This window comes from Lactococcus taiwanensis (genome assembly GCF_017068355.1).
Taxonomy (GTDB): domain Bacteria; phylum Bacillota; class Bacilli; order Lactobacillales; family Streptococcaceae; genus Lactococcus; species Lactococcus taiwanensis.
Window position 1 is genome coordinate 92,207 of the sequence record NZ_CP070872.1, and the last position, 23,474, is coordinate 115,680.

Here is a 23,474-nt window from a genome sequence, read left to right on the forward strand (position 1 = left end):
AGAGCCTCTACCACAAAGTTCTAGAGCGATGTATTCTATAAATTGTAAAAGTTTTCACAAAATATTTGACAAGTTTTCAGAAGTTTGTTAAAATATTCACGTAAAGATAAGTGAATTATATCACAAAGGAGAAATCTAGAAATATGGCAACTAAAAAAGCTGCTCCAGCTGTTAAGAAAGTCCTGACTGCGGAAGAAAAAGCCGCAAAATTCCAAGAAGCTGTCGCTTATACTGATAATTTAGTCAAAAAAGCACATGAAGCTGTTCTTAAATTTGAAGGTTATACACAAACTCAAGTTGATACAATCGTTGCTGCTATGGCACTTGCTGCAAGTAAGCATTCTCTTGAACTCGCTCACGAAGCCGTCAATGAAACTGGTCGTGGAGTTGTTGAAGACAAAGATACAAAAAATCACTTCGCCTCTGAATCTGTTTATAACGCCATCAAAAACGACAAAACTGTTGGCGTGATTGCTGAAAATAAAGTCGCTGGCTCGGTCGAAATCGCAAGCCCACTCGGTGTCCTTGCTGGTATCGTACCAACAACTAACCCAACATCGACAGCCATTTTCAAATCACTCTTGACCGCAAAAACACGTAATGCGATTGTCTTTGCCTTCCATCCACAAGCGCAAAAATGTTCTTCGCATGCAGCAAAAATTGTTTACGATGCGGCCGTTGAAGCTGGCGCACCTGAAAACTTTATCCAATGGATTGAAGTACCAAGTCTTGATATGACAACGGCGCTGATTCAAAATCGTGGGATTGCAACAATCCTCGCAACAGGGGGGCCTGGTATGGTCAATGCCGCCCTCAAATCTGGTAATCCTTCACTTGGTGTGGGTGCCGGTAATGGTGCAGTTTACGTTGATGCTACGGCAAATATTGAACGTGCCGTTGAAGATTTATTGCTTTCAAAACGTTTTGATAACGGAATGATTTGCGCTACTGAAAATTCAGCGGTTATTGACGCTTCTATCTATGATGAATTTGTTGCTAAAATGCAAGCACAAGGTGCTTACATGGTGCCTAAAGAAGACTATAAAGCCATCGAAAGCTTTGTATTCGTGGAACGCGCTGGCGAAGGCTTTGGTGTTACAGGCCCTGTAGCTGGTCGCTCTGGTCAATGGATTGCTGAGCAAGCTGGCGTAAACGTCCCTAAAGACAAAGATGTTCTCTTGTTTGAACTTGACAAGAAAAACATTGGCGAAGCGCTCTCTTCTGAAAAACTTTCTCCATTGCTTTCACTCTACAAAGCAGAAACACGTGAAGAAGGAATCGAGATTGTACGTAGCTTACTTGCTTATCAAGGTGCTGGTCACAATGCTGCAATTCAAATCGGTGCGATGGATGATCCATTCGTTAAAGAATATGGCGAAAAAGTCGAAGCTTCTCGTATCCTCGTCAACCAACCTGACTCAATCGGTGGTGTCGGCGATATCTATACAGATGCAATGCGTCCATCACTTACACTTGGAACTGGTTCATGGGGGAAAAATTCACTTTCACACAATTTGAGTACATACGATCTATTGAATGTTAAAACAGTGGCTAAACGTCGTAATCGCCCACAATGGGTTCGTTTGCCAAAAGAAATCTACTACGAAAAAAATGCAATCTCTTACTTACAAGAATTGCCACACGTCCACAAAGCTTTCATCGTTGCTGACCCTGGTATGGTTAAGTTTGGTTTCGTTGATAAAGTTTTGGAACAACTTGCTATCCGCCCAACTCAAGTTGAAACAAGCATTTATGGCTCTGTTCAACCTGACCCAACTTTGAGCGAAGCAATTGCAATCGCTCGTCAAATGAAACAATTTGAACCAGATACTGTCATCTGTCTTGGGGGTGGTTCTGCTCTTGACGCTGGTAAAATTGGTCGTTTGATTTATGAATATGATGCGCGTGGTGAAGCTGACCTTTCTGATGATGCAAGCCTCAAAGAACTCTTCCAAGAATTGGCTCAAAAATTCGTGGATATTCGTAAACGGATTGTCAAATTCTACCACCCCCATAAAGCACAAATGGTCGCTATCCCTACTACTTCTGGTACTGGTTCTGAAGTGACACCATTTGCCGTTATCACGGATGATGAAACGCACGTGAAATACCCACTTGCTGACTATCAATTGACACCACAAGTAGCGATTGTTGACCCTGAGTTCGTTATGACTGTGCCAAAACGTACGGTTTCTTGGTCTGGTATTGATGCGATGTCACACGCGCTTGAATCTTATGTTTCTGTTATGGCTTCTGACTATACAAAACCAATTTCACTTCAAGCCATTAAACTCATCTTTGAAAACTTGACTGCATCTTACCACTACGATCCAGCTCATCCAACTAAAGAAGGACAAAAAGCTCGCGAAAACATGCATAATGCTGCAACGCTTGCTGGTATGGCTTTCGCCAATGCCTTCCTCGGTATTAACCACTCGTTGGCACACAAAATTGGTGGTGAATTTGGATTGCCTCACGGTCTTGCTATTGCCATTGCGATGCCACACGTCATCAAATTTAACGCTGTAACAGGAAACGTTAAACGTACCCCTTACCCACGTTATGAAACTTATCGTGCTCAAGAAGACTACGCTGAAATTGCACGTTTCATGGGATTTGCTGGCAAAGAGGATTCTGATGAAATCGCAGTCCAAGCTTTAATTGCTGAACTTAAGAAATTGACTGATAGCATTGATATTAACATCACCCTTTCAGGAAATGGTGTCGATAAAGCTCATCTCGAACGTGAACTTGATAAATTGGCTGATCTCGTTTACGATGACCAATGTACTCCTGCTAATCCACGTCAACCACGTATTGACGAGATTAAACAATTGTTGTTGGATCAATATTAGAAAAAAACTCATATAAAAAGTTACTGACAGCTCTGTCAGTAACTTTTTTATTTTTCCAGATAATCTAAAGCATCTTGAATGGTTTTTACTGGGATGATTTTCATGTTTGTTTTTAATTTTTTTGCCGCAGCCTTTGCCGCTAAGTAGTTGTTACTACTCTCTTTTTTGGTACCAGAGTCTGGTACCATGAAGACCTGAGCCCCTTCTTTACTCGCTGTGGCTACTTTTTTATCAACGCCACCAATTTGGCCAATGGTTCCATCGTGTTCAATCGTTCCAGTTCCTGCAATTTCACGGCCGTTTCGCAAATCTTTACCTGTGAGTTGGCTGTAAATTTCTAGAGTAAACATCATCCCAGCACTCGGTCCCCCAATACTGCCGGCATTGATAGTTACTTTAGGATCTGTTACTACCTCAGTATGATCCACAAGACCGATCCCTATCCCGGTTTTACCATTAGAAAGCTTGATGTATTTTCCCGTAGAGGTGTGCTTGCTTCCATCCATCCTAGTATAGGAAATGGTCACAGGATCGCCAACTTTTTGTTGGGAGACATAATCAATCATTGCTGTACTCGAATCAAAACGTTTGCCGTTGATTGCTGTTACAGTATCTGCGAGTTCCAAATCCCCTTTAAAAGTAGAGTTTTTGGCAATGCTCAGGACGTAGACACCTTCATACTTCAGTTGATACGGACGATTGGCCAGTTTGAAAGCTTGATAAATTGCAGTGTTTTGGGCAGTTTCCATATAATACTGGTTGACCTGATTAAACTGCTCATCATTAAGTCCTCCAGTCATTTCTTCTTCACTATAAATAGTTGTAAAGCTATTAAAGTGGCTATAAATTATCGTTGCTAGGTTTGCCCGCGCAATCTGTACCGTAGTCAAAAAGAAATCTCCCTCATGCTTGTCCTTTTTACCTTCAACCTCAACCATTTTTCCTAGCGGCTCTGTGGTTCCGGGCATCTCAACATAACTTTTAGTGGGATAAAGAAGTGTGACAATCACCACAAGGAGGGCTGCAATGAGTAAGCCCCATTTTAACTTACGGCTAATTTTTTTAGATGTTTTTTTCATTTAACTTCCTCAACTCTCGACTGACATTTTTAGGCACCCACTGGCTGATGTCTTGACCAAAAGCATGTAACTCCCGCATCCGTGTTGAATTTAGTGGTTCTAGTTCTGGTTTAGCCATAAGCAGGAGCGTTTCAATGCCAGACATTTCAAAATTAAAGTAAAACATATTTTTCTCATATTCGAGATCTTGAGCATTTCTGACAGCTCTGACAAGTGCTGTTACACCAAGTCTTTGAGCAACATTTACCGTCAAATCACGTTGATGCGTAATAACTTCAATATTAGTACCTACTGACAGCTCTGTCAGTGCCGTTTTGATCATTTCGACACGTTTTGCTGTGGGAAAAAGAGGATGCTTTTGGTCATTCTTAAAAATGCCCACATAGAGCTTATCAAAGTGTTGACTCGCCCGTCGAATAATATCAACATGACCATTCGTCAAGGGATCAAAAGTTCCTGTAAAAAGTCCAATTTTTTCTGTCATTACTTCTCTTTTCTTTCTCAAAAAACTGACCAGTCCGTCAGTAAGCTGCCATCCCGTCTATGGAATCAGAACATGTAAATAGACACCTTGGAAATGCCATAGGTCTTTTGTTTTTTCAAAACTAATTGCTCAATTCGTTCGGGCAATTCTACAGCTTGATCTGTCTCACAGACAACAATCACCTCAGCAGCTAATAAACCTTTAGCTTGTAGGAAACTCAAATTTTTCACAATTTGCTCTTTAGCGTAGGGTGGATCAAGCAAGACCAAATCAAAAGTTCCTGACAGCGTCGTCAGCGCACGCTCCGCAGGCATTTTTAAGAGTTGAAATTTTTCCACTTCCTTTGTCATCTTGATATTTTCGGCGATGACTTGCTGTGCCGCCCGTTCTTTTTCTACCAGAACCGCCTTCGCCATCCCTCGCGAGATGGCTTCAATAGCTAAGCTCCCTGAGCCAGCATACAGATCCAGCACGCGTCCGCCCTCAAAATAAGGACCTATCATATTAAAAATCGCCCCTTTGACTTTATCAGTCGTTGGACGTGTCATTTTACCTGCCAATGTCTTGAGCGGTCTTCCGCCATAATTACCTGAAACTACTCTCATGAAAATAATTATAACGTATAACAACAAAAACAACAATATTTAACCTTTTATTCCCTATAAAAAATGAACAAGTTTCGGCTTGTTCATTGATGAGTTTAAAGGCTTTTGGGGAAACGCTCATGCATGTGAATAGCACGTAGTGCTGGAAAGAGTCCCAGCAGAATGATGATTAACATGAAAAAGGCCATCCCCAAATTGCCGTAGAGGCTTGATAGAGAAACCAGCACTCCAGATAAGACAGCAGCAATTGGTTGCGTCACTGAAAAAGCTCCCGTGTAGGTTCCGACCTGATCTCCCTCCATTAAGTCTGCACGTAGGGCCTGGGAGAAAGGAACCAATATCATTTCACCGACCGTTGCTACCAATGCAGCGATGATTTCCCAAGTCAGATTTCTTCCTAGAAAAGCAATAATGAAACCCGCGCCTTGAAGAACAATTCCAATCCCAATCCCCGTACTACGAGACCAATTTTTAGTCAAATGATTTACCTTGCTCATAAAAAGAACAATCACCAAAGTATTGATCATTAAAAATACCGTCAACATGCGTTGCCCATAGATTTCAAGCCCTAAAATACGAGTGGAACGGAAACTATCGCTCAAGTGAACAGGTAGATAATAATCAATCTGGTTAAATATCATTGCAATAAAAACGGAAGCAAAAAGATAATACATAAACACCGTATCTTTTGCCACTGTGAAATACGCTTTAATGATATTAGTTTCTTGCTTTTTATGTTGTACAGTTGGATCAAAAGACTCGTCGATCCAAAAGAAGACAACAAGACAACTTGCCACTTCTTCTAAGGTAATCGCAAGGAGCAACCAGACCAGATGATCACGGAAAAACCACCCTGATAGACCTGAACCAATCATGATCGCAAAATTGATAATCCAATATTGGATGCTATAAACCACACGGCGATTTTGACGAGTTGTGAGGTCCACAATCATTGCCTGACTGGCTGTATTAAAAAAGCCGAATCCAAAATTGACAATTAAAAAACCTAAAAACGTTGTCCATGGATTAAAATAAAACATGGAGTTCGAATAGGTGGCAAGCCCAGCCCCCAAGGCTGTGATTAGAGTAGAAAAGAGCATGATGGGACGCCGCCCTCTTAAATCGGCCAAATGCCCCGCATAAAGTCCAATTAAAAAAACCATTACCGAGCTGATAATCAGCAGTATCCCCGTAATACCAGCCCCCATATACTTGTTATAGTAAATCGTCATAGAACCACCTACTGTACTAAAGCAAAGCGTGCCAAAAAAGTTCATCACCAGCCGAAGCTTGATGGTAGGATGTAATCCAAAAAAATCTTTCATTATAGTTTATCCCTATTTATCTTATTTTTATTATTTATTATTTATTAATCGTGTTGTCCTCGAACGACTTCTCGTTGATGTCGTACGGCTGCATAGTGCACCAACACGATGGCGAAAATTTCTACTACTCCAAGAACCAAAGAGACACCGGCAGCATGAATGAGAGGCGAAACAGAGACCAACAGACCTGCTAAGACAGAAGCAATTGGCGTACGTACCGCACCAACCCCATTGTAAGCCCCAATCTTATCTGGATGCATCAAATCAGCGCCTAGCGTTTGAACACTAGGCGTATAAATGATCTCTCCTAGTGTATAGATAATCCCAGCAATAAAAATGGGAACAAAGCTCGTTGTCAAAAAGGCAAAGATCATGCCGAGCGCCATTCCGAGGCTACCAAGCACAAAACCTTTTTGATGAGACCAATTTTGAGTGAATCGATTCAGTGTGGTCATTAAAGCAACCACAAGCACACACGCTAAGATTAAAAATATGGTAAGCATTCGCTGACCATAAATCTCGAATCCCCAAAAGGTTACTGTCTGAAAACTGTTTGCCAGATGAACAGGTAAAAAATTGTCAAATTGCATAATAATAAAAGTGGTGCCGATACTCGCTGTCATAAATACCATGTAGGTACGATCTTTTACCACTGTACGATAAGCTTGAAAAATATTCTCCTTGGCTAGCGGTTCACCATCTTCTGAATGCTTTACAGGACTAAAAGTTTCAGTCATTACAAAGGTCGTCAAAAAGAAAGAGACGAGCACTGTCACAAGCAAAATAGCCAATAATGCTTCAAAAGCCGGTCTAAATAGCCAAGCCCCCAGAGCAGCACCTAAAATAACGGATAAATTTTGCGCCCAGTAATCTAGTAAGAAAACTATTTTTCGATTTTCAGCATTAGAGGCATCAATAATCATTGCATTTCCTGCTGTAATCACAAAATTATAACCAAAACTAATGCACAAAAAGGCTAAGAAAGTGAGCCAAGGATTGATATGACCAGGGAGATTGGCTAAAATAGCTAAGATTGCTCCGCCAAATTGGATAAGCGTGCCAACTACCATGACCGGCTTACGCCCTTGACGATCAGCAAAAAAACCTGCTAAAAGACCTGCCACAAAAGTAGCGACAGCAGATAAAGCTAATAACACACCAGTGATGGCGCTACCGAGATATTGGTTATAATAGATGGTCATTGAGGAAAAGACGGTACCATAAGAGAAAGCACCTAAAAAAACAATTCCTAAGCGGAGTTGTAAATTTTTATCTAAATTCCAAAATTCTTTCATAGCCGTTCCTTAAAGTTTCTAATTTTCTAATTTATGTATAATTGTAGCACAAATACACACTAAAAACTAGATAGCAAGAAAGCCACAGGCAGGATTTTTAAAATTTTAGCTCAAATAGCATAAAATAGAAGTATCACATCTCAGGAGGTTTTTATGTCACAACTTAAATCACACCCTACAGCTACTTACCACACTACTGCAATTAACGAGACTGGTGTAAACGGAGTTTCTTATATTAAGAATGCTGAAACTTACCCGATTTCTTCCCCTTCGCTTGCTGAGCCAACAGGAAATCCAGAAAAATTTCTTGGTCTGGCCTTGGCGACTTGTTTAAATGCCACCCTCGAATCTATTGCTAAAAAGAACCAATTGGAGCATCAAAGTAAAGTTCAAGTGGATGTCTATCAGGCTCCTGATACCAAAGGCTTGAAGTTTCTAATCGACGTCACCGTCTTTATCCCCCTAACGGAAAAAGTGGATGAAAAACGCGCTCAAGCCATGTTTCAATTGGCTGAAGCGCGCTGTCCTGTTGCTAAACTGTTGGGAAATTCTGAAAATGTGAATTTTCAGTTGGTACATGAGTGGGACTAACCGTTTGTCAAGGAAAAATCGATTACTGATCAGCTGATCAGCAGTAGCGCATCTCAGAAAGTTTTGTAAATGAGCCAAAAAAATTACTGACCAATTGGTCAGTAATTTTTTCTTTTATTTTCTGTCCTTATTAAAGACGGGCATTTAATTCTGCACCGAGTTCTTCAAATCCTGGTTTACCAAGAAGCGCGAACATATTTTTCTTGTAAGCTTCAACACCTGGTTGGTTGAATGGGTTGATGCCGTTCAAGTAACCTGAGATACCGATAGCAAGTTCAAAGAAGTAAATCGCATAGCCAAGTGTGAATTCGTCTTGTTCAGGCAATGTCACAATCATGTTTGGCACATTTCCGTCAGTGTGAGCAAGAAGCACGCCGTCAGCTGCTTTTTTGTTAACGAAGTCCACATCTTTACCTTGCAAGTAGCCAAGTCCATCAAGGTCAGCGTCAAGTTCTGGAATGTTGATGTTTTTACGTGGTTTTTCAATACGGATTGCTGTTTCAAAAACAGTACGTGTTCCTTCTTGAATCCATTGACCTAATGAGTGGAGGTCTGTTGAGAAGTTAGCTGAAGTTGGGTAAATTCCTTTTTGGTCTTTCCCTTCTGATTCACCTGCCAATTGTTTCCACCATTCTGAGAAATATTGAAGGCTTGGTTCATAATTGATCAAGATTTCTGAGAATTTACCTTTACGGTAAAGGATATTGCGGAGGGCAGCATAGGCGTAAGCGTCGTTTTCACGAACATTTGTAGAAGTGTATTCTTTACGCGCAGCGTTAGCACCTTCCATCAAAGCTGTGATATCAGCACCTGAAGCGGCGATTGGCAAAAGTCCAACAGCTGTCAATACTGAGAAACGTCCACCAACTGAATCTGGAACAACGAAAGTTTCCCAGTTGTTTGCGTCAGCATTAACTTTTACCGCACCTTTTTCTTTGTCAGTAGTTGCGTAAATCCGTTTGTTTGCTTCTTCACGACCGTATTTTTTAACGAGCATTTCTTCGAAGACACGGAAAGCAATTGCTGGTTCTGTTGTTGTCCCTGATTTAGAGATGACATTGACAGAAAAATCTTTATCTGCAACATAATCAACAAGGTCAGCCAAGTAAGATGAAGAAATAGAGTTACCAGCATAAAGAATGCGTGGTGCTTTACGTTCTTCAGCAGTTTGCAAGTTCACAAAGCTGTTGTTTAAGAAATCGATAGCTGCGCGTGCACCGAGGTATGAACCACCGATACCGATAACGATGAGGACTTCTGAGTCAGATTTGATTTTTTCTGCTGCTTTTTGAATACGAGCAAATTCTTCTTTATCATAATCTTCTGGAAGATCGAGCCAACCGATAAAGTCTGAACCAGCACCTTTTCCTTCACGGAGCAATTTATCAGCACCGTCGATTTGCCATTGGATTTCGTCCAATTCATTGTCAGCTACAAATGGAGTGAGTTTTGAATAGTCAAATTTAATATGAGCCATTTTGATTCCTTTCAATTTCTTGCACATGCAAGAATGAGCTATTGAAGAGAGGACGATTTTAGGATCATCTTCTCTTCCAATTTTCTAGTTCATTTTATCACTTTTTCGCCTTTTTAACAATACTAAGCCTTGTGTAAGCGCTTATTTGTTAGCTTTTCCATTTTCTTTATCTTTGGGTTAATTTTCTGGAAAACTTTCCTTAAAATTGACTGACCAAGGCTATTGAGGAACTTCTTATAAAGGGGGTGTCAAATCTTTTTGACGAGAGAATAATCCATCTTTGCAACTGTTTTTTGCTAAAATAAGTACAATGAAATACACATTTGAAATCGACCTTGATCATTATAAAAATCTCGCCCAACAAAAGCAAAAAAGCCATCGTAAATTCCTCGCAGGATTGGCCAAAAAACCGCCCAAACAATTAGATAAAATAGTGAAAGAAATCCATGAAGAAGTCTTCACCGAAATCGACTGCACCACTTGCGCTAATTGTTGTAAAACCTTGGGCCCCCTTTGGACCGAAGCCGATATTGAACGCGTCGCAAAACATCTGCGCATGAAAGTTGGAGACTTTGAAGCGAGCTATCTGCGAACTGACGAAGACGGTGATAAAGTTTTTCAAACCATGCCCTGTCCGTTTTTGGGAAGTGATAATCTGTGCAGCATTTATGAAGTTCGTCCGAAAGCTTGCCGTGAATTTCCGCATACTGACCGTAAAAAGATTTATCAAATCAACAATTTAACGATAAAAAATACCCTTTACTGTCCAGCTGCTTATGAATTTGTTGAGAAATTATCTTATCGACTCAAATAAAAATTACTGACAGGTCTGTCAGTAATTTTTTTATTAGGCCAAAAGTTCTTTCAAAGCTTCTTTTGTATCCGTCAGTGAATGTCCCAAGGCTTTTTCAAAATCTTTAGATTCCACATCTAAATCTTTTGCTTCAATATCTTTTTGGAAGCCAAGGAAAAGTTCTGCTACAAAATCTGGAAGTCCAGTTTCAACTAAATGACTGACAAAAGTTTTGTCATCAGCGACAATCACTTCAAAATCCTTATCAGAAACTGATTTGAGGACTTGAGCAAGCTCTGCGTAAGTCAATCTTTTTCCTGAAAGCTCCAAAATTTCTGGAAAATCTGCTCCAGCAAGTGCTTTTGCTCCCACTTCTGCGTATTCGCGTTTCAAAGCCCAGCCCACTTTACCTGTTGGTGCATTGTAAACAAATTTCCCAGTTGAAAGTGCGGCAGCAATAATTGGCAGCTCATTTTCAAGGTACCAGTTATTACGCAAAAAGGTGTGGGCAATTCCTGATTTTTCAATCGCTTTTTCAGTATAAATGTGGTCAGCAGCTAAGCCACTTGTCGCAGTATCTGCATGTGGGAAACTTGTATAAGCAATATAAGAAATGCCCGCGCTTTTGGCTGCATCAACCACATTTTGGTGCTCAACTTGACGATTTCCCGGCGCTCCTGAAACAAAAAGCAAACGGTCAATTCCTGTGAAGGCTTGTTCTAAAGCAGTTAGATCTGAATAATCTGCCAAACGTACATCGTAGCCTGCCGCTTTGAGTGGGGCTGCTTTTTCTTCTGTGCGAGCCAAAACCGCAATATCAGAAATTGGAACCAATTCTTTCAAAAATCCGAGTGCATAAGTACCGTATCCACCTGTCGCACCTGTTACTAAATATTTCATGTTAAATCCTCCATTATTTTGTTTTAAAATTTCCAAGCAGTTTGCTTTTTCTGCTCTATAAATGTATAATAACATTGTACTGCTTATCTGTAAAGTAAGCACTTTAAAGTTAGATACTCCCCTTTTAGATACTATTGTATAATATCAACGATTAGAGGTAATAAAAAAATGAAAAAAATTTCTGAACTTCCAGATTGTCCTGTTGAAACAGCACTTGTTTTGATGGGCGACCGCTGGAAAATGCTTATTGTCCGTGACTTATTAGAAAAAACCATGCGCTTTGGCGAACTCCAACGTTCCGTTGGACATATTTCCCAAAAAGTTTTGACCCAACATTTACGTGCCCTTGAAGAGAGCGGGCTGGTTCATCGTGAAGTCTATGCAGAAGTGCCCCCTCGTGTTGAATATTCACTGACAGAGCTTGGAAGAACCCTCAAGCCCATCCATGATACGATGGCAGCTTGGGGAAATCTTTATAAAAAAGAGATCAGCAAAGCTTAAAAGTTACTGACAGACTTGTCAGTAACTTTTTTGATAAAAAACACTTATTTTTCGAACCTTTCTTTCCAAAAAGGACTATAATATAAGGAAACAGGGAGGTCTAAATAATGCCAAAGGTCACTAAATTATTTAAAATCGGGCTTATTCTTAGCAGCTACTTGGTCATTGTTACTTTCATAAGCACGCTTTTCTTATCATTCTTTGAACTCCCTCTGGCACGAACATCTGCTGGGATAGAATGTTTTAGTCTAGCCCTCCTCCCCTTCTTTTTTCAAAAATACGCTGAACAAACAGTCAGTAAAGAAGCAGATTACTGGATTCCACGAAAATTTAGTTTAGGTATGAGTATCAATCCTCATACAAAGACAAGTAAAAGAGGGACTACCCTTCTGGATTGCCTTCTTATTCTCGGTGGCATTTTATTAATATTTTTGTAGAAATAAAAAACCCAGTAGCTATTGAGCTACCGGGTTTTTATATTAGTTTTCTTTCAATTCTGCGATACGAGCTTTCACCGTATCGAATTTTTCTTGATAATCGGCTAATTTATCTTTTTCTTTTTGAACAACTTCTGCTTTAGCATTCGCAACAAAACGTTCATTACCCAATTTTTTATTCACTAAATCTAACTCTTTTTGCCATTTAGCCAATTCTTTTTCAAGTCGAGCAATTTCTTCTTCGATGTTAATCAGACCTTTGAGCGGTAAGAAAAGCTCAGCCCCTGTGATAACAGCAGTCATCGCTTGCTCATTAAGCACGACTTCTTCTGCAATGACAAGCTCTGACGGGTTGGCAAAGCGTGCGATATAAGGCGCCACAGAGTTCAAGAATTCCGCTTGTTCAGACTTGATGAAGATTGGCACTTGTTTAGACAATGGAGTATTAACCTCAGCACGAATATTACGAACGGCTGTAATTAATTCAATTAACATCGCCACACCTTCGCTTGCCTTATCATCATTAAATTCTGGACGTACTTTTGGATATTCGGCAACAACAATTGAACCAGAAGTATTTGGTAATTTTTCAAAGATTTCTTCAGTGAAGAAAGGCATAATTGGGTGTAATAGACGTAAAACTTGATCTAAAACATGGAGCAATACTGCACGTGTAATGTCTTTTTCAGCTTCATCCTCACCAAACATAACTTCTTTTGTTAATTCCAAATACCAGTTTGCAAACTCATCCCAAATGAAATTGTAAAGGATATGACCAGCGACACCAAATTCAAATTTATCCATTTGTTCAGTCACGCGCCGGGCAGTATCATTCAAACGTGTCAAAATCCAACGGTCAGTGACATTACCAGCAGTTTGTTTTGCAACTTTTGTCAAAGCCGAAGAAACAGCATCAGCGCTGACATCTTCTGCATTCATCAAAATATAACGTGAAACATTCCAAATTTTATTGATGAAATTCCAAGCGGCATCCATTTTATCATAAGAAAAACGCACATCTTGTCCTGGTGCAGAACCATTTGATAGGAACCAACGGAGTGCATCAGCGCCGTATTTTTCAATCACATCCATTGGGTCAATCCCGTTACCGAGCGATTTAGACATTTTACGTCCTTCTTCGTCACGAATCAAACCATGAATCAAAACATTGTGAAATGGTGCTTTGCCTGTGAATTCTAAAGATTGGAAAATCATCCGTGAAACCCAGAAGAAGATAATATCATAACCTGTGACAAGGGTACTTGTTGGGAAATAACGTTTGAAGTCTGCTGAGTTTTCATCTGGCCAACCCATTGTTGAAAATGGCCACAAAGCTGAACTAAACCAAGTATCGAGCACATCTTCATCTTGTGTCCACCCTTCTCCCTCAGGCGCTTCTTCACCAACATACATTTCACCCGCTTCGTTATACCAAGCTGGAATTTGATGTCCCCACCAAAGCTGACGTGAAATAACCCAATCATGAACATTTTCCATCCATTGCATGAACGTATCATTGAAACGTGGTGGATAAAATTCTACGGCATCTTCTGTTGCTTGATTAGCAATGGCATTCTTAGCTAATTCGTCCATTTTGACGAACCATTGTGTTGATAAACGTGGTTCCACAACCACTCCTGTTCGCTCTGAGTGCCCAACTTCGTGACGGACTGGTTTAACATCAACCAACTGCCCCAATTCCTTGAGGTCAGCAACAATTTGTTTGCGGGCTTCAAAACGGTCAAGTCCTTCATATTTTCCACCATTTTCATTGATGGTTCCGTCATTGTTCATCATGTTAATCATTGGCAAATCATGACGCATCGCCACTTCAAAGTCATTAGGATCATGAGCGGGTGTAATTTTTACAACCCCAGTTCCTTTTTCCATATCAGCATGGTCGTCTGTCAAAATCGGAATGACACGATTAATGATTGGGAGGATAACATTTTTGCCCACTAAATGTTTATAGCGCTCATCTTTTTCATTGACGATAACAGCCGTATCACCAAGGAAAGTTTCTGGACGTGTTGTAGCAATTTCAACAAACTCATCACTTCCTTCAATTTGGTAAGTGATGTGGTAAAAAGCCCCATCAATTTCTTTGTGAATGACTTCAATGTCTGACAAAGCAGTCATCGCTTTTGGATCCCAGTTGATGAGTTTTTCACCACGGTAAATCCAACCTTTATTGTAAAGTTGAACAAAAACTTTACGAACCGCTTGTGAAAGGCCTTCATCAAGAGTAAAACGTTCACGAGAATAATCCACTGAGATTCCCATTTTACCCCATTGTTCCTTGATTGTTGCGGCATATTCATCTTTCCACTCCCAAACTTTATCAAGGAATTTTTCACGTCCAAGGTCTTGTGGTAAAATACCATCTTCAGCAAGGCGGGCAGCAACTTTTGCTTGAGTGGCAATCCCCGCATGGTCCATTCCTGGCAACCAAAGCGTATCAAAACCTTGCATCCGTTTTTGACGGATGATGATGTCTTGCAAAGTTGTATCCCAAGCATGACCCAAGTGGAGTTTTCCTGTCACATTTGGTGGTGGAATAACGATGCTATAAGGGTGTGATTCTGACGTTGAGCCATTAGAACCCGGCTCAAAAACACCCGCAGCCAACCATTTTTCATAGCGTCCTGCTTCTACTTCTGTGGGAATGAATTTTGTTGATAGTTCGTTTGTCATGTTAGTCTCCTTTGGGTACAAAAAAAGCACCCTGATTTATTCTCCAGGGTGCTTCCGCACGGTACCACCTGATTTTCGTCAATTGACGACACTCATTTTATGCCTTAATTTTCTTGAAATGACGCAACCTTCATAAAGTTTGACTGAACACTTTCACTAGCCGTGTTCTCTCTATAAGTCTTGCTTTATTACTCCTCGTCAACTTGTTTTTATTTTAGCAGAATTCTTGTTTTTTTACAAGATACTTCTAAATTTTTACTTTTCTTTGATGATTTCTAAAAAGTGTTCTAAACCTTCTTTGGCTTGAATTTGCTGATTACATTGTTCAGAATCTAAGCAAATATAGGTACCATTTTTAGTATAAGTGCCGTCAGCACCTCTTTTTGTTGTTGCTAGAAATTGAGTGACAATACTTGTTTTTTGGCAAATGGCACAGATATTTTTCATACTGCCAGAGATACTTCCATAAAAACCACGCCCGTCAGCGGTCAAAAGATATTTTCGATTACTTGAAACTTCATTCCAAGCAAAGTAAGTGACTTCACGTAAATCCCATTGACTTGTCGCTGGAATTTTTAACTTTTTAACTTTTTTGAAAGCTTTTTTCATTTGAGCTTCGCTCGGTAAATGAAAAGCTTCGACTAAAATTTTAAGTTCTGTCAGTAATTTTTCAGCTTGTTCTCTTGATAATTTAGGATGATCAATGGCTGATAAGTATTCTTGAATCGCAACTTTTACGGACAGATTATTTTCACTGACGGAGCTGTCAGCATTTTCAGCGATTTGCAAAATTTCTGTGGCGACTTGGGCATAAACTGCCTCAACCGTCGATTTATCATTGACAGAGTGGTAGACATTGACGAGGTCAAAGGTCAGGTATTTAATTCGATTATATTCATATGGTTTTAACATTTTCTTATTCCTTAAGATGTGAACCCGACTGCTTTGAAGTTATGAAAATTAGGAAAATGCGGTTCTGTGCAAGGCACAGGTTCCATTTTGTCTATTTTCATCCACTTCAAGGAGGGTGAACTCAATTTGTTCTTATCCGCAAAGAAATAAGACTTTGCGGTAATCTAAGCGAGAGCTCTTACTCGCACTTGATTACCAACCATCTTCTTAAAATTCATTGGAATCTCCTTAAGATGTGAGCCCGACTGCTTTGAAGTTATGAAAATTGGGATAATGCGGTTCTGTGCAAAGCACAGGTTCCATTTTCTCTATCCATGCCACTATGTGGCCTATGCTGTCCATTCGCTCTAAGCAACTAAAGCTGCAAGGCGAATCGCATTTTCACTCACTTCAAGGAGGCCGAACTCAATTATTAATTAAAATGTTTTTGTTCCAAAATCTGGAACGTCATGGAAATCTTTCCCATTTTTGTAGTTTTCAAATTTTCCTTGCAAGAATTGGTAGGCGTCCAGACGACTTTCATAGCGAATGGCAGCTTCTTGTGCTTCTTTTTTACCATCTTCTGTACCGATCTTTTCAGCTGCTTTCATGGCAAGTTCAGAAATTTGAACTTGTTGGTCCACCCATTCTTCAAAATCTTTCAAAAATTTTTGTTCGTAATTCATTTTTACCTCTATCGCTTTGGTTTGATTAAATCATAACTGTTTTCAATCATTTTATAGACTTGCTCATCTGCTACATCCCCGCCAATCCGGATATCCGACCAGTGCATTTTATTCATGTGAAAAGCCGGGGTGACATCTGCAAAAAACTCTCGCAATTCTAGGGCTACCTCTGGATTTAGCTTGACTGCTACGATCAAATCATCGCCACGTTCAGAAATAAATGCAAAGATTTTTTTATTTTTTAAGTGACGGATAACAAGAGTTGGTGTTCGCTTTTCCATTTTTTTAAAGGGTGTATCTGCAAAAGTTGGCCCCAGATTTATGGCAAAGTCAATGAGTGCTTGCTTATTCATCACTTCTCCACTTCAAGTTGGTAAGCGAGACGCTCCCCTTCGATCTCCACCAGCCCTTTTTGGATGAACCCCTCACGCTCAAAAACTCGTTGCATCACCTGATTTAACGGATGAGTATCCACACGAAAATCACGATAACCTTGTGCAGACATCAAACTAAAAATAGCCGTGAACAAATACCGAGTAAGAGATCTTCCACGAAAGGCATCGGCTAAAGCAATACGATGTATCGCAATATAATCTAAGTTTGGATTCGACCATGCCCCGTTTTTTATCTGAGTATAAGCAGGATCTTCGCCGGGGATTAAAGCACAGTATCCTGCAATCACCTGATCTACCACTAAGACATACCCTTGTGCTTGTTCAAAATCATGCTCAATATCAGCCACTGCTGGGTATACACCTTGCCACTGATCACTACCTGAGTTTGCCAAAAATAGGCGTGCTTCTTGAATAATAGCCATGATTGCTCTTAGGTCTTTAGGACCTGCTTGTCTTAAATAAATCATTTGCTCAACTCCTGTTTATTTTCTTTATTTTAACATAAAAATAAGCAGGACAGAGCCGTCAGTAATTTTGACGGCTCTGTGTGTTGAACGCACATATCAAGGTACGCTTGATCAGGAGCTGACCAATTTGTCAGTAAGCTTATTTACTGTATTTACCATATTTTTGCGGACGACGTCCCCCTTTTTTACCCTTAGCAAAAGCTTCGGCTTTACGTTCTTCTTCCAAATGTTCAAATTTAACAATTTTCAAAGGTTCATCGCGTTTTGTCAATTTCACAACGGCTTCAGTTCTTGCTGTATGTGGGAACATATCCACTGATTGGATATATTCTACTTTGTAATAATTGGCCAAAACGACTAAATCTTTTGCCAAAGTTGAAACGTTACAGCTGACATAAACCATTTTTTCCGGTGGGAATTTAGTAATTGTTTCAAGCAAGGCATCATCAAGCCCCGTACGTGGTGGGTCAACAATCATTGCAGTTGCTCTATGACCAGATTTGTTCCAGTTTGGAATAATTCGCTCCGCTTTACCAATTTCATAGTGGCAATTTTTAAGCCCCAAACGTTTAGCATTTTCACGCGCATCAAAAATTGATTCCGGTGTAATATCCATCCCATGAACTGATTTTACTTTTTTAGCCACGGCAAAACCAATCGTACCTACACCACAATATGCATCAATGACACGGTCATCTTTTTTAGGATTCAACGCCTTAACTGCTTCACCATAAAGTACATTGGCTTGCTCAGAGTTCAATTGATAGAAAGCACGAGGACTCAATTCAAATTCATAATCCAAAACGCCTTCGGTAATTGTTTCTTTTTCATTGAACAAAATTTGTGTGCGTTCGCCATAGATTTCACTGGTTTTTCTTGGGTGGAAATTGACCGCAACCGTCACAATTTCTTCAAATTCTTCTGTCAGTGCTGACAACATTTTATCAAATTTAACAAAAGAATTTTTTTGACGTTTTGAAGGTTCTTCACGTAATTCAGGCCAAACTTGTCCGTCCAAAATAATTGGTGTTGAAGTCACAAAAATAATTTGTACTTCACCTGTTTTTTGTGAACGACGAACCATGACCGTACGAATACCGCCGATTTTACGTTCATCATATACAGGTAAATCAAATTTTTCAATCAAACGGCAAATGTGATTGATAATTTCTTGGGTTTTGGGATCTTGCACTAAACAATTCTCCAAATTTACCAAATGATGTGTCCCCTCTTTATAGAGGCCTGCAATTACTGTGCCATCATTCAAACGACGCACTTGGAACTGCAATTTATTGCGGTAACCAAGTGTGTTTTCCATTCCCAAAGTTGCACGCAACTCATAATTGTGCCAACCAGCTGGCTTATATTTTTCTAAGGCCTGACGCAAAACATCACGCTTAAATTCCAATTGCATGGGATAAGAAAGATGCATGATGTGAGATTGACTCATTTCATGATACGCTCTATCTTGGGGTTTCACGCGATTTGGAGACTTTTTATTAATTTTAACCAATTTTGCTCGACTAAAATTTCTAGCATTTTCAGTAATTTCAACTAAAACTTCTTCCCCTGGAAGCGCATAAGGAATAAAAACAAGTCGTCCTGAAATGACGCCAATCCCTTCCCCATTAATTCCCATCCGCTCAATTTCGAGTTGAATTTTTTGTCCTATTTTTAAATTTATCATGTTCTGATTATACCATAAAAGCCAGCATTTTGAACGCTCTATCGCCAATAATCCTTTAAAATTTACTGACCAATCTGTCAGTGACAAATCCCCTTACTTTTCGTATATAATAGAGATATGGGAAAAATTACCGCAATAAAAAAATTGAAACGACTCTATCGGGTAGATCTTGCTGAATTAGATCAAAATAAACTCTATGTTTGCGAAGATACCATTGTCCATTTCTTCTTGAGTGTTGACAAGATTATAGAAGATGACGAACTCTTAGAAATACAACGCTTTGATCAATTCGCTCAAGGCAAATCACTAGCCCTCTACTTTCTTTCTTTCAAGATGCGCACCGCTTACGAAGTTAAAAAATACTTACAAGAACATGAAATAAACTCAGAACAAATTGAAGAAATACTGACAGTCCTATCAGAAAACCATTTGATCAATGATCGAGCTTATGCCGAAAACTTTATCAGGGGAAAAATTTCCATGGCGAGCGCTGGCCCATATCAAATCAAACAAAAGTTAGGTTTGAAAGGAATTCCAAACGAATTAAGTGACGAAGTAATAAGTGAAATTTATACTGAAGAAGACCAAATTGATGTAGCATATAAATTAGCAGAAAAACTCGTACGGAGTTCAGGCCATCGACTTACCCTTCATCAGTTACAACAGAAAATTATCCAACATCTCATGAACAAAGGTTTCAACTATTCTGTAAGCTCGATTGCGTTAGAAAGTTTAGAGCTATCCAGTGATGAAGAACATGAAGCAGAGCTCTTGTATGACGAGCTTGAAAAAGTAGCAAAAAGATATAACCGAAATTATGACGGGTACGAAAGAAAACAAAAAATTATCGCAAGTCTCTTGAGAAAAGGCTACGATTACAGCGATGTGGAACGTGCTCTACGCGATTTTACCTTCGAAGATGATAACTAAAAAAGCTCAGAATTTCTGAGCTTTTTTAACCAAACGTATAAAAAAGGAGCCGTAGCTCCTTAAGTTCACTTGGCCACTCGCCTATCTCCCAGGGGGCAACCCCCAAGTACTTCCGCCGTAGATGGACTTAACTTCTGTGTTCGACATGGGAACAGGTGTATCTCCATCGCAATGATGACCAAATCATTAAATGTTACCTTGAACATTCAAAACTAAATAACAATTCTTCTAACTCATAAACCTTAAGCATTTTATATTTGACTCTTTGGTAAAGTCCTCGAGCGATTAGTACTGGTCCGCTCCACGTCTCGCAACGCTCCCACTTCCAGCCTATCTACCAGATCATCTCTCTGGGCTCTTAATTCTTACGAATGGGTAATCTCATCTTGAGGTGGGCTTCGCACTTAGATGCTTTCAGCGCTTATCCCTTCCCTACATAGCTATCCAGCCGTGCTCCTGGCGGAACAACTGGTACACCAGCGGTAAGTCCATCCCGGTCCTCTCGTACTAAGGACAGATCCTCTCAAATTACCTACGCCCGCGACGGATAGGGACCGAACTGTCTCACGACGTTCTGAACCCAGCTCGCGTGCCGCTTTAATGGGCGAACAGCCCAACCCTTGGGACCGACTACAGCCCCAGGATGCGACGAGCCGACATCGAGGTGCCAAACCTCCCCGTCGATGTGAACTCTTGGGGGAGATAAGCCTGTTATCCCCAGGGTAGCTTTTATCCGTTGAGCGATGGCCCTTCCATGCGGTACCACCGGATCACTAAGTCCTAGTTTCCTACCTGCTCGAGTTGTAGCTCTCGCAGTCAAGCTGGCTTTTACCTTTACACTCTACGATTGATTTCCAACCAATCTGAGCCAACCTTTGAGCGCCTCCGTTACTCTTTAGGAGGCGACCGCCCCAGTCAAACTGTCCGTCAGACACTGTCTCCCTGGCCGATTATGCCAGCGGGTTAGAGTAACCATAAGTCAAGGGTAGTATCCCAACAACGCCTCAATAGAAACTAGCGTCCCTATTTCAATGGCTCCTACCTATCCTGTACATGACTTACAGGTACTCAATATCAAACTACAGTAAAGCTCCATGGGGTCTTTCCGTCCTGTCGCGGGTAACCTGCATCTTCACAGGTACTAAAATTTCACCGAGTCTCTCGTTGAGACAGTGCCCAAATCATTACGCCTTTCGTGCGGGTCGGAACTTACCCGACAAGGAATTTCGCTACCTTAGGACCGTTATAGTTACGGCCGCCGTTTACTGGGGCTTCAATTCATACCTTCGACTTACGTCTAAGCACTCCTCTTAACCTTCCAGCACCGGGCAGGCGTCACCCCCTATACATCACCTTGCGGTTTAGCAGAGAGCTGTGTTTTTGATAAACAGTTGCTTGGGCCTATTCACTGCGGCTGGCTTTTACACCAGCACCCCTTCTCCCGAAGTTACGGGGCTATTTTGCCGAGTTCCTTAACGAGAGTTCTCTCGATCACCTGAGGCTACTCGCCTCGACTACCTGTGTCGGTTTGCGGTACGGGTAGATATGACTTTACGCTAGAAGCTTTTCTTGGCAGTGTGACATCACGGAGTTCGCAACCGTAGTTGCTTCCCCATCACAGCTCAATGTTAAAGAGAAATGCATTTGACACATCTCACACCTCACTGCTTAGACCAGAATCCATTAACTGGCATCCGTTAGCCTACTGCGTCCCTCCATCACGATCATATCTAGTACTGGAATATCAACCAGTTGTCCATCGACTACGCCTTTCGGCCTCGCCTTAGGTCCCGACTAACCCAGGGCGGACGAGCCTTCCCCTGGAAACCTTAGTCTTACGGTGGATAAGATTCTCACTTATCTTGCGCTACTCATACCGGCATTCTCACTTCTTAACGCTCCAGCACTCCTCACGGTATACCTTCATCGCGGTTAAGAACGCTCTCCTACCATTGATAAAATATCAATCCAAAGCTTCGGTAATATGTTTAGCCCCGGTACATTTTCGGCGCAGGGTCACTCGACTAGTGAGCTATTACGCACTCTTTGAATGATAGCTGCTTCTGAGCTAACATCCTAGTTGTCTGTGCAACCCCACATCCTTTTCCACTTAACATATATTTTGGGACCTTAGCTGTTGGTCTGGGCTGTTTCCCTTTCGACTACGGATCTTAGCACTCGCAGTCTGACTGCCGAACATGTGTATTAGCATTCGGAGTTTATCTGAGATTGGTAATCCGAGATGGACCCCTCACCCAAACAGTGCTCTACCTCCAATACACTTACATTTCGACGCTAGCCCTAAAGCTATTTCGGAGAGAACCAGCTATCTCCCAGTTCGTTTGGAATTTCTCCGCTATCCACAAGTCATCCAAACACTTTTCAACGTGTCCTGGTTCGGGCCTCCAGTGCGTCTTACCACACCTTCACCCTGCTCATGGATAGGTCACTAGGTTTCGGGTCTACATCATGATACTAAGTCGCCCTATTCAGACTCGGTTTCCCTACGGCTCCGTCTCTTCAACTTAACCTCGCATCATAACGTAACTCGCCGGTTCATTCTACAAAAGGCACGCTCTCACCCATTAACGGGCTCGAACTTCTTGTAGGCACACGGTTTCAGGTGCTATTTCACTCCCCTCTCGGGGTTCTTTTCACCTTTCCCTCACGGTACTGGTTCACTATCGGTCACTAAGGAGTATTTAGGGTTGGGAGATGGTCCTCCCGGATTCAAACTGGATTTCGCGTGTCCAGCCCTACTCAGGATACTGCTAGGTATAAGCGCTATTTCGTCTACGGGATTATTACCCTCTTTGATTAACCTTCCCAGGTTATTCGACTATAATGCTTAAGTCCACGTTGCAGTCCTACAACCCCAAGAAGCAAGCTTCTTGGTTTGCCCTTCTTCGCGTTCGCTCGCCGCTACTTACGAAATCGTTTTTACTTTCTCTTCCTGCAGGTACTTAGATGTTTCAGTTCTCTGCGTTACCTTCACGTAAGCTATGTATTCACTTACGGATAACTGCTAGTAGCAGCTGGGTTTCCCCATTCGGAGACCTAGGGATCAATGCGTACTTACTGCTCCCCCTAGAATATCGTCGTTAGTCACGTCCTTCATCGGCTCTTAGTGCCAAGGCATCCACCGTGCGCCCTTATTAACTTTGCCATGATGATTTAAATCATCGTTTTTCAAGTATAAGTTTGTAAATTCTTTAAAATTCACAGCTTTTCGGTTTATTTATCGTTATTAGATATTGTTATTTAGTTTTCAATGTTCAAGTTTGAAACTTTCGTTTCAATGGAGCCTAGCGGGATCGAACCGCTGACCTCCTGCGTGCAAAGCAGGCGCTCTCCCAGCTGAGCTAAGGCCCCACAATCAAGA

General features: G+C 41.0%; 19 protein-coding genes, 1 tRNA gene and 2 rRNA genes. 6 read left to right on the forward strand and 16 right to left on the reverse strand.

From position 1 onward, the window contains the following. The first annotated feature begins 143 nt into the window (after window positions 1–143). Entirely contained in the window at window positions 144–2,855 is a 2,712-nt protein-coding gene (adhE, locus tag JW886_RS00490; protein ID WP_205872038.1) for a bifunctional acetaldehyde-CoA/alcohol dehydrogenase, read from the forward strand. Window positions 2,856–2,902: 47 nt separating this feature from the next. Here the strand turns inward: adhE and JW886_RS00495 are convergent, their stop codons facing one another. The 5 genes from JW886_RS00495 to JW886_RS00515 form a co-directional block, all read right to left on the reverse strand. Further along, window positions 2,903–3,934, reverse strand: a complete 1,032-nt coding sequence (locus JW886_RS00495) for a SepM family pheromone-processing serine protease (RefSeq protein WP_205872039.1) — start codon at window positions 3,932–3,934, stop codon at window positions 2,903–2,905. Next, window positions 3,918–4,418, reverse strand: a complete 501-nt coding sequence (gene coaD, locus JW886_RS00500) for a pantetheine-phosphate adenylyltransferase (RefSeq protein WP_075526255.1) — start codon at window positions 4,416–4,418, stop codon at window positions 3,918–3,920. The genes JW886_RS00495 and coaD overlap by 17 nt, the downstream gene beginning before the upstream one ends. Before the next feature lie 65 nt (window positions 4,419–4,483). After that, complete coding sequence (gene rsmD, locus JW886_RS00505; protein ID WP_205872040.1) at window positions 4,484–5,023, reverse strand: 16S rRNA (guanine(966)-N(2))-methyltransferase RsmD; 540 nt, start codon at window positions 5,021–5,023, stop codon at window positions 4,484–4,486. A gap of 95 nt (window positions 5,024–5,118) precedes the next feature. After that, complete coding sequence (locus JW886_RS00510) at window positions 5,119–6,348, reverse strand: MDR family MFS transporter (RefSeq protein WP_075526257.1); 1,230 nt, start codon at window positions 6,346–6,348, stop codon at window positions 5,119–5,121. A 44-nt stretch (window positions 6,349–6,392) separates the two neighbouring features. Beyond that, window positions 6,393–7,643, reverse strand: a complete 1,251-nt coding sequence (locus JW886_RS00515; protein WP_205872041.1) for an MDR family MFS transporter — start codon at window positions 7,641–7,643, stop codon at window positions 6,393–6,395. A gap of 153 nt (window positions 7,644–7,796) precedes the next feature. Between JW886_RS00515 and JW886_RS00520 the strand changes: the two genes are divergently transcribed. After that, window positions 7,797–8,234: an OsmC family protein gene (locus JW886_RS00520; protein WP_200407789.1), complete on the forward strand. Its 438-nt coding sequence runs from the start codon at window positions 7,797–7,799 to the stop codon at window positions 8,232–8,234. A 130-nt stretch (window positions 8,235–8,364) separates the two neighbouring features. On the opposite strand, the gene JW886_RS00525 is transcribed toward JW886_RS00520, so the two are convergent. Beyond that, window positions 8,365–9,711 (reverse strand): glucose-6-phosphate isomerase, encoded by a 1,347-nt coding sequence (locus JW886_RS00525; protein WP_200407788.1) that lies wholly within the window; start codon window positions 9,709–9,711, stop codon window positions 8,365–8,367. A 310-nt stretch (window positions 9,712–10,021) separates the two neighbouring features. Between JW886_RS00525 and JW886_RS00530 the strand changes: the two genes are divergently transcribed. Then, window positions 10,022–10,525, forward strand: coding sequence for a YkgJ family cysteine cluster protein (locus JW886_RS00530; protein ID WP_200407787.1), 504 nt, complete (start codon window positions 10,022–10,024; stop codon window positions 10,523–10,525). A 33-nt stretch (window positions 10,526–10,558) separates the two neighbouring features. On the opposite strand, the gene JW886_RS00535 is transcribed toward JW886_RS00530, so the two are convergent. After that, window positions 10,559–11,404 (reverse strand): NAD(P)H-binding protein, encoded by an 846-nt coding sequence (locus tag JW886_RS00535; RefSeq protein WP_205872042.1) that lies wholly within the window; start codon window positions 11,402–11,404, stop codon window positions 10,559–10,561. A 168-nt stretch (window positions 11,405–11,572) separates the two neighbouring features. Here JW886_RS00535 and JW886_RS00540 point away from each other — a divergent pair, with 168 nt between their 5' ends. Further along, window positions 11,573–11,905 carry a winged helix-turn-helix transcriptional regulator gene (locus JW886_RS00540; protein WP_205872043.1) on the forward strand — a complete coding sequence of 111 codons (333 nt, stop codon included), beginning with the start codon at window positions 11,573–11,575 and terminating at the stop codon, window positions 11,903–11,905. Window positions 11,906–12,012: 107 nt separating this feature from the next. Beyond that, complete coding sequence (locus tag JW886_RS00545) at window positions 12,013–12,342, forward strand: hypothetical protein (protein ID WP_241003775.1); 330 nt, start codon at window positions 12,013–12,015, stop codon at window positions 12,340–12,342. Window positions 12,343–12,384: 42 nt separating this feature from the next. Here JW886_RS00545 and JW886_RS00550 read toward each other — a convergent pair whose 3' ends face one another. The 6 genes from JW886_RS00550 to rlmD all read right to left on the reverse strand — a co-directional run bounded on the left by JW886_RS00550 (window position 12,385) and on the right by rlmD (window position 19,162). After that, window positions 12,385–15,036: a valine--tRNA ligase gene (locus tag JW886_RS00550; RefSeq protein WP_205872044.1), complete on the reverse strand. Its 2,652-nt coding sequence runs from the start codon at window positions 15,034–15,036 to the stop codon at window positions 12,385–12,387. 255 nt (window positions 15,037–15,291) lie between these two features. Beyond that, on the reverse strand, window positions 15,292–15,948 hold the full coding sequence (locus JW886_RS00555; protein WP_075526265.1) for a FusB/FusC family EF-G-binding protein: 657 nt from the start codon (window positions 15,946–15,948) through the stop codon (window positions 15,292–15,294). Window positions 15,949–16,364: 416 nt separating this feature from the next. Further along, window positions 16,365–16,613, reverse strand: coding sequence for a DUF1912 family protein (locus tag JW886_RS00560; RefSeq protein WP_075526266.1), 249 nt, complete (start codon window positions 16,611–16,613; stop codon window positions 16,365–16,367). A gap of 8 nt (window positions 16,614–16,621) precedes the next feature. Further along, a complete protein-coding gene (locus JW886_RS00565; protein WP_205872045.1) occupies window positions 16,622–16,966 on the reverse strand; it encodes an MmcQ/YjbR family DNA-binding protein in 345 nt (114 codons plus the stop codon). After that, window positions 16,966–17,475: a GNAT family N-acetyltransferase gene (locus JW886_RS00570; RefSeq protein WP_205872046.1), complete on the reverse strand. Its 510-nt coding sequence runs from the start codon at window positions 17,473–17,475 to the stop codon at window positions 16,966–16,968. The genes JW886_RS00565 and JW886_RS00570 overlap by 1 nt, the downstream gene beginning before the upstream one ends. Before the next feature lie 139 nt (window positions 17,476–17,614). Next, the gene (gene rlmD / locus JW886_RS00575; protein ID WP_075526271.1) at window positions 17,615–19,162 is read right to left on the reverse strand and encodes a 23S rRNA (uracil(1939)-C(5))-methyltransferase RlmD; all 1,548 of its coding nucleotides are present in this window, start codon (window positions 19,160–19,162) and stop codon (window positions 17,615–17,617) included. A gap of 117 nt (window positions 19,163–19,279) precedes the next feature. Here rlmD and recX point away from each other — a divergent pair, with 117 nt between their 5' ends. Then, window positions 19,280–20,092: a recombination regulator RecX gene (gene recX / locus JW886_RS00580; protein WP_205872047.1), complete on the forward strand. Its 813-nt coding sequence runs from the start codon at window positions 19,280–19,282 to the stop codon at window positions 20,090–20,092. Window positions 20,093–20,159: 67 nt separating this feature from the next. Here recX and rrf read toward each other — a convergent pair. The 3 genes from rrf to JW886_RS00595 all read right to left on the reverse strand — a co-directional run bounded on the left by rrf (window position 20,160) and on the right by JW886_RS00595 (window position 23,464). Then, window positions 20,160–20,275 (reverse strand): 5S ribosomal RNA (rrf, locus tag JW886_RS00585). 82 nt (window positions 20,276–20,357) lie between these two features. Then, window positions 20,358–23,258 (reverse strand): 23S ribosomal RNA (locus JW886_RS00590). Between the two features lie 133 nt (window positions 23,259–23,391). Next, a tRNA-Ala gene (locus JW886_RS00595) sits at window positions 23,392–23,464 on the reverse strand. Between the last annotated feature and the right edge of the window lie 10 nt (window positions 23,465–23,474).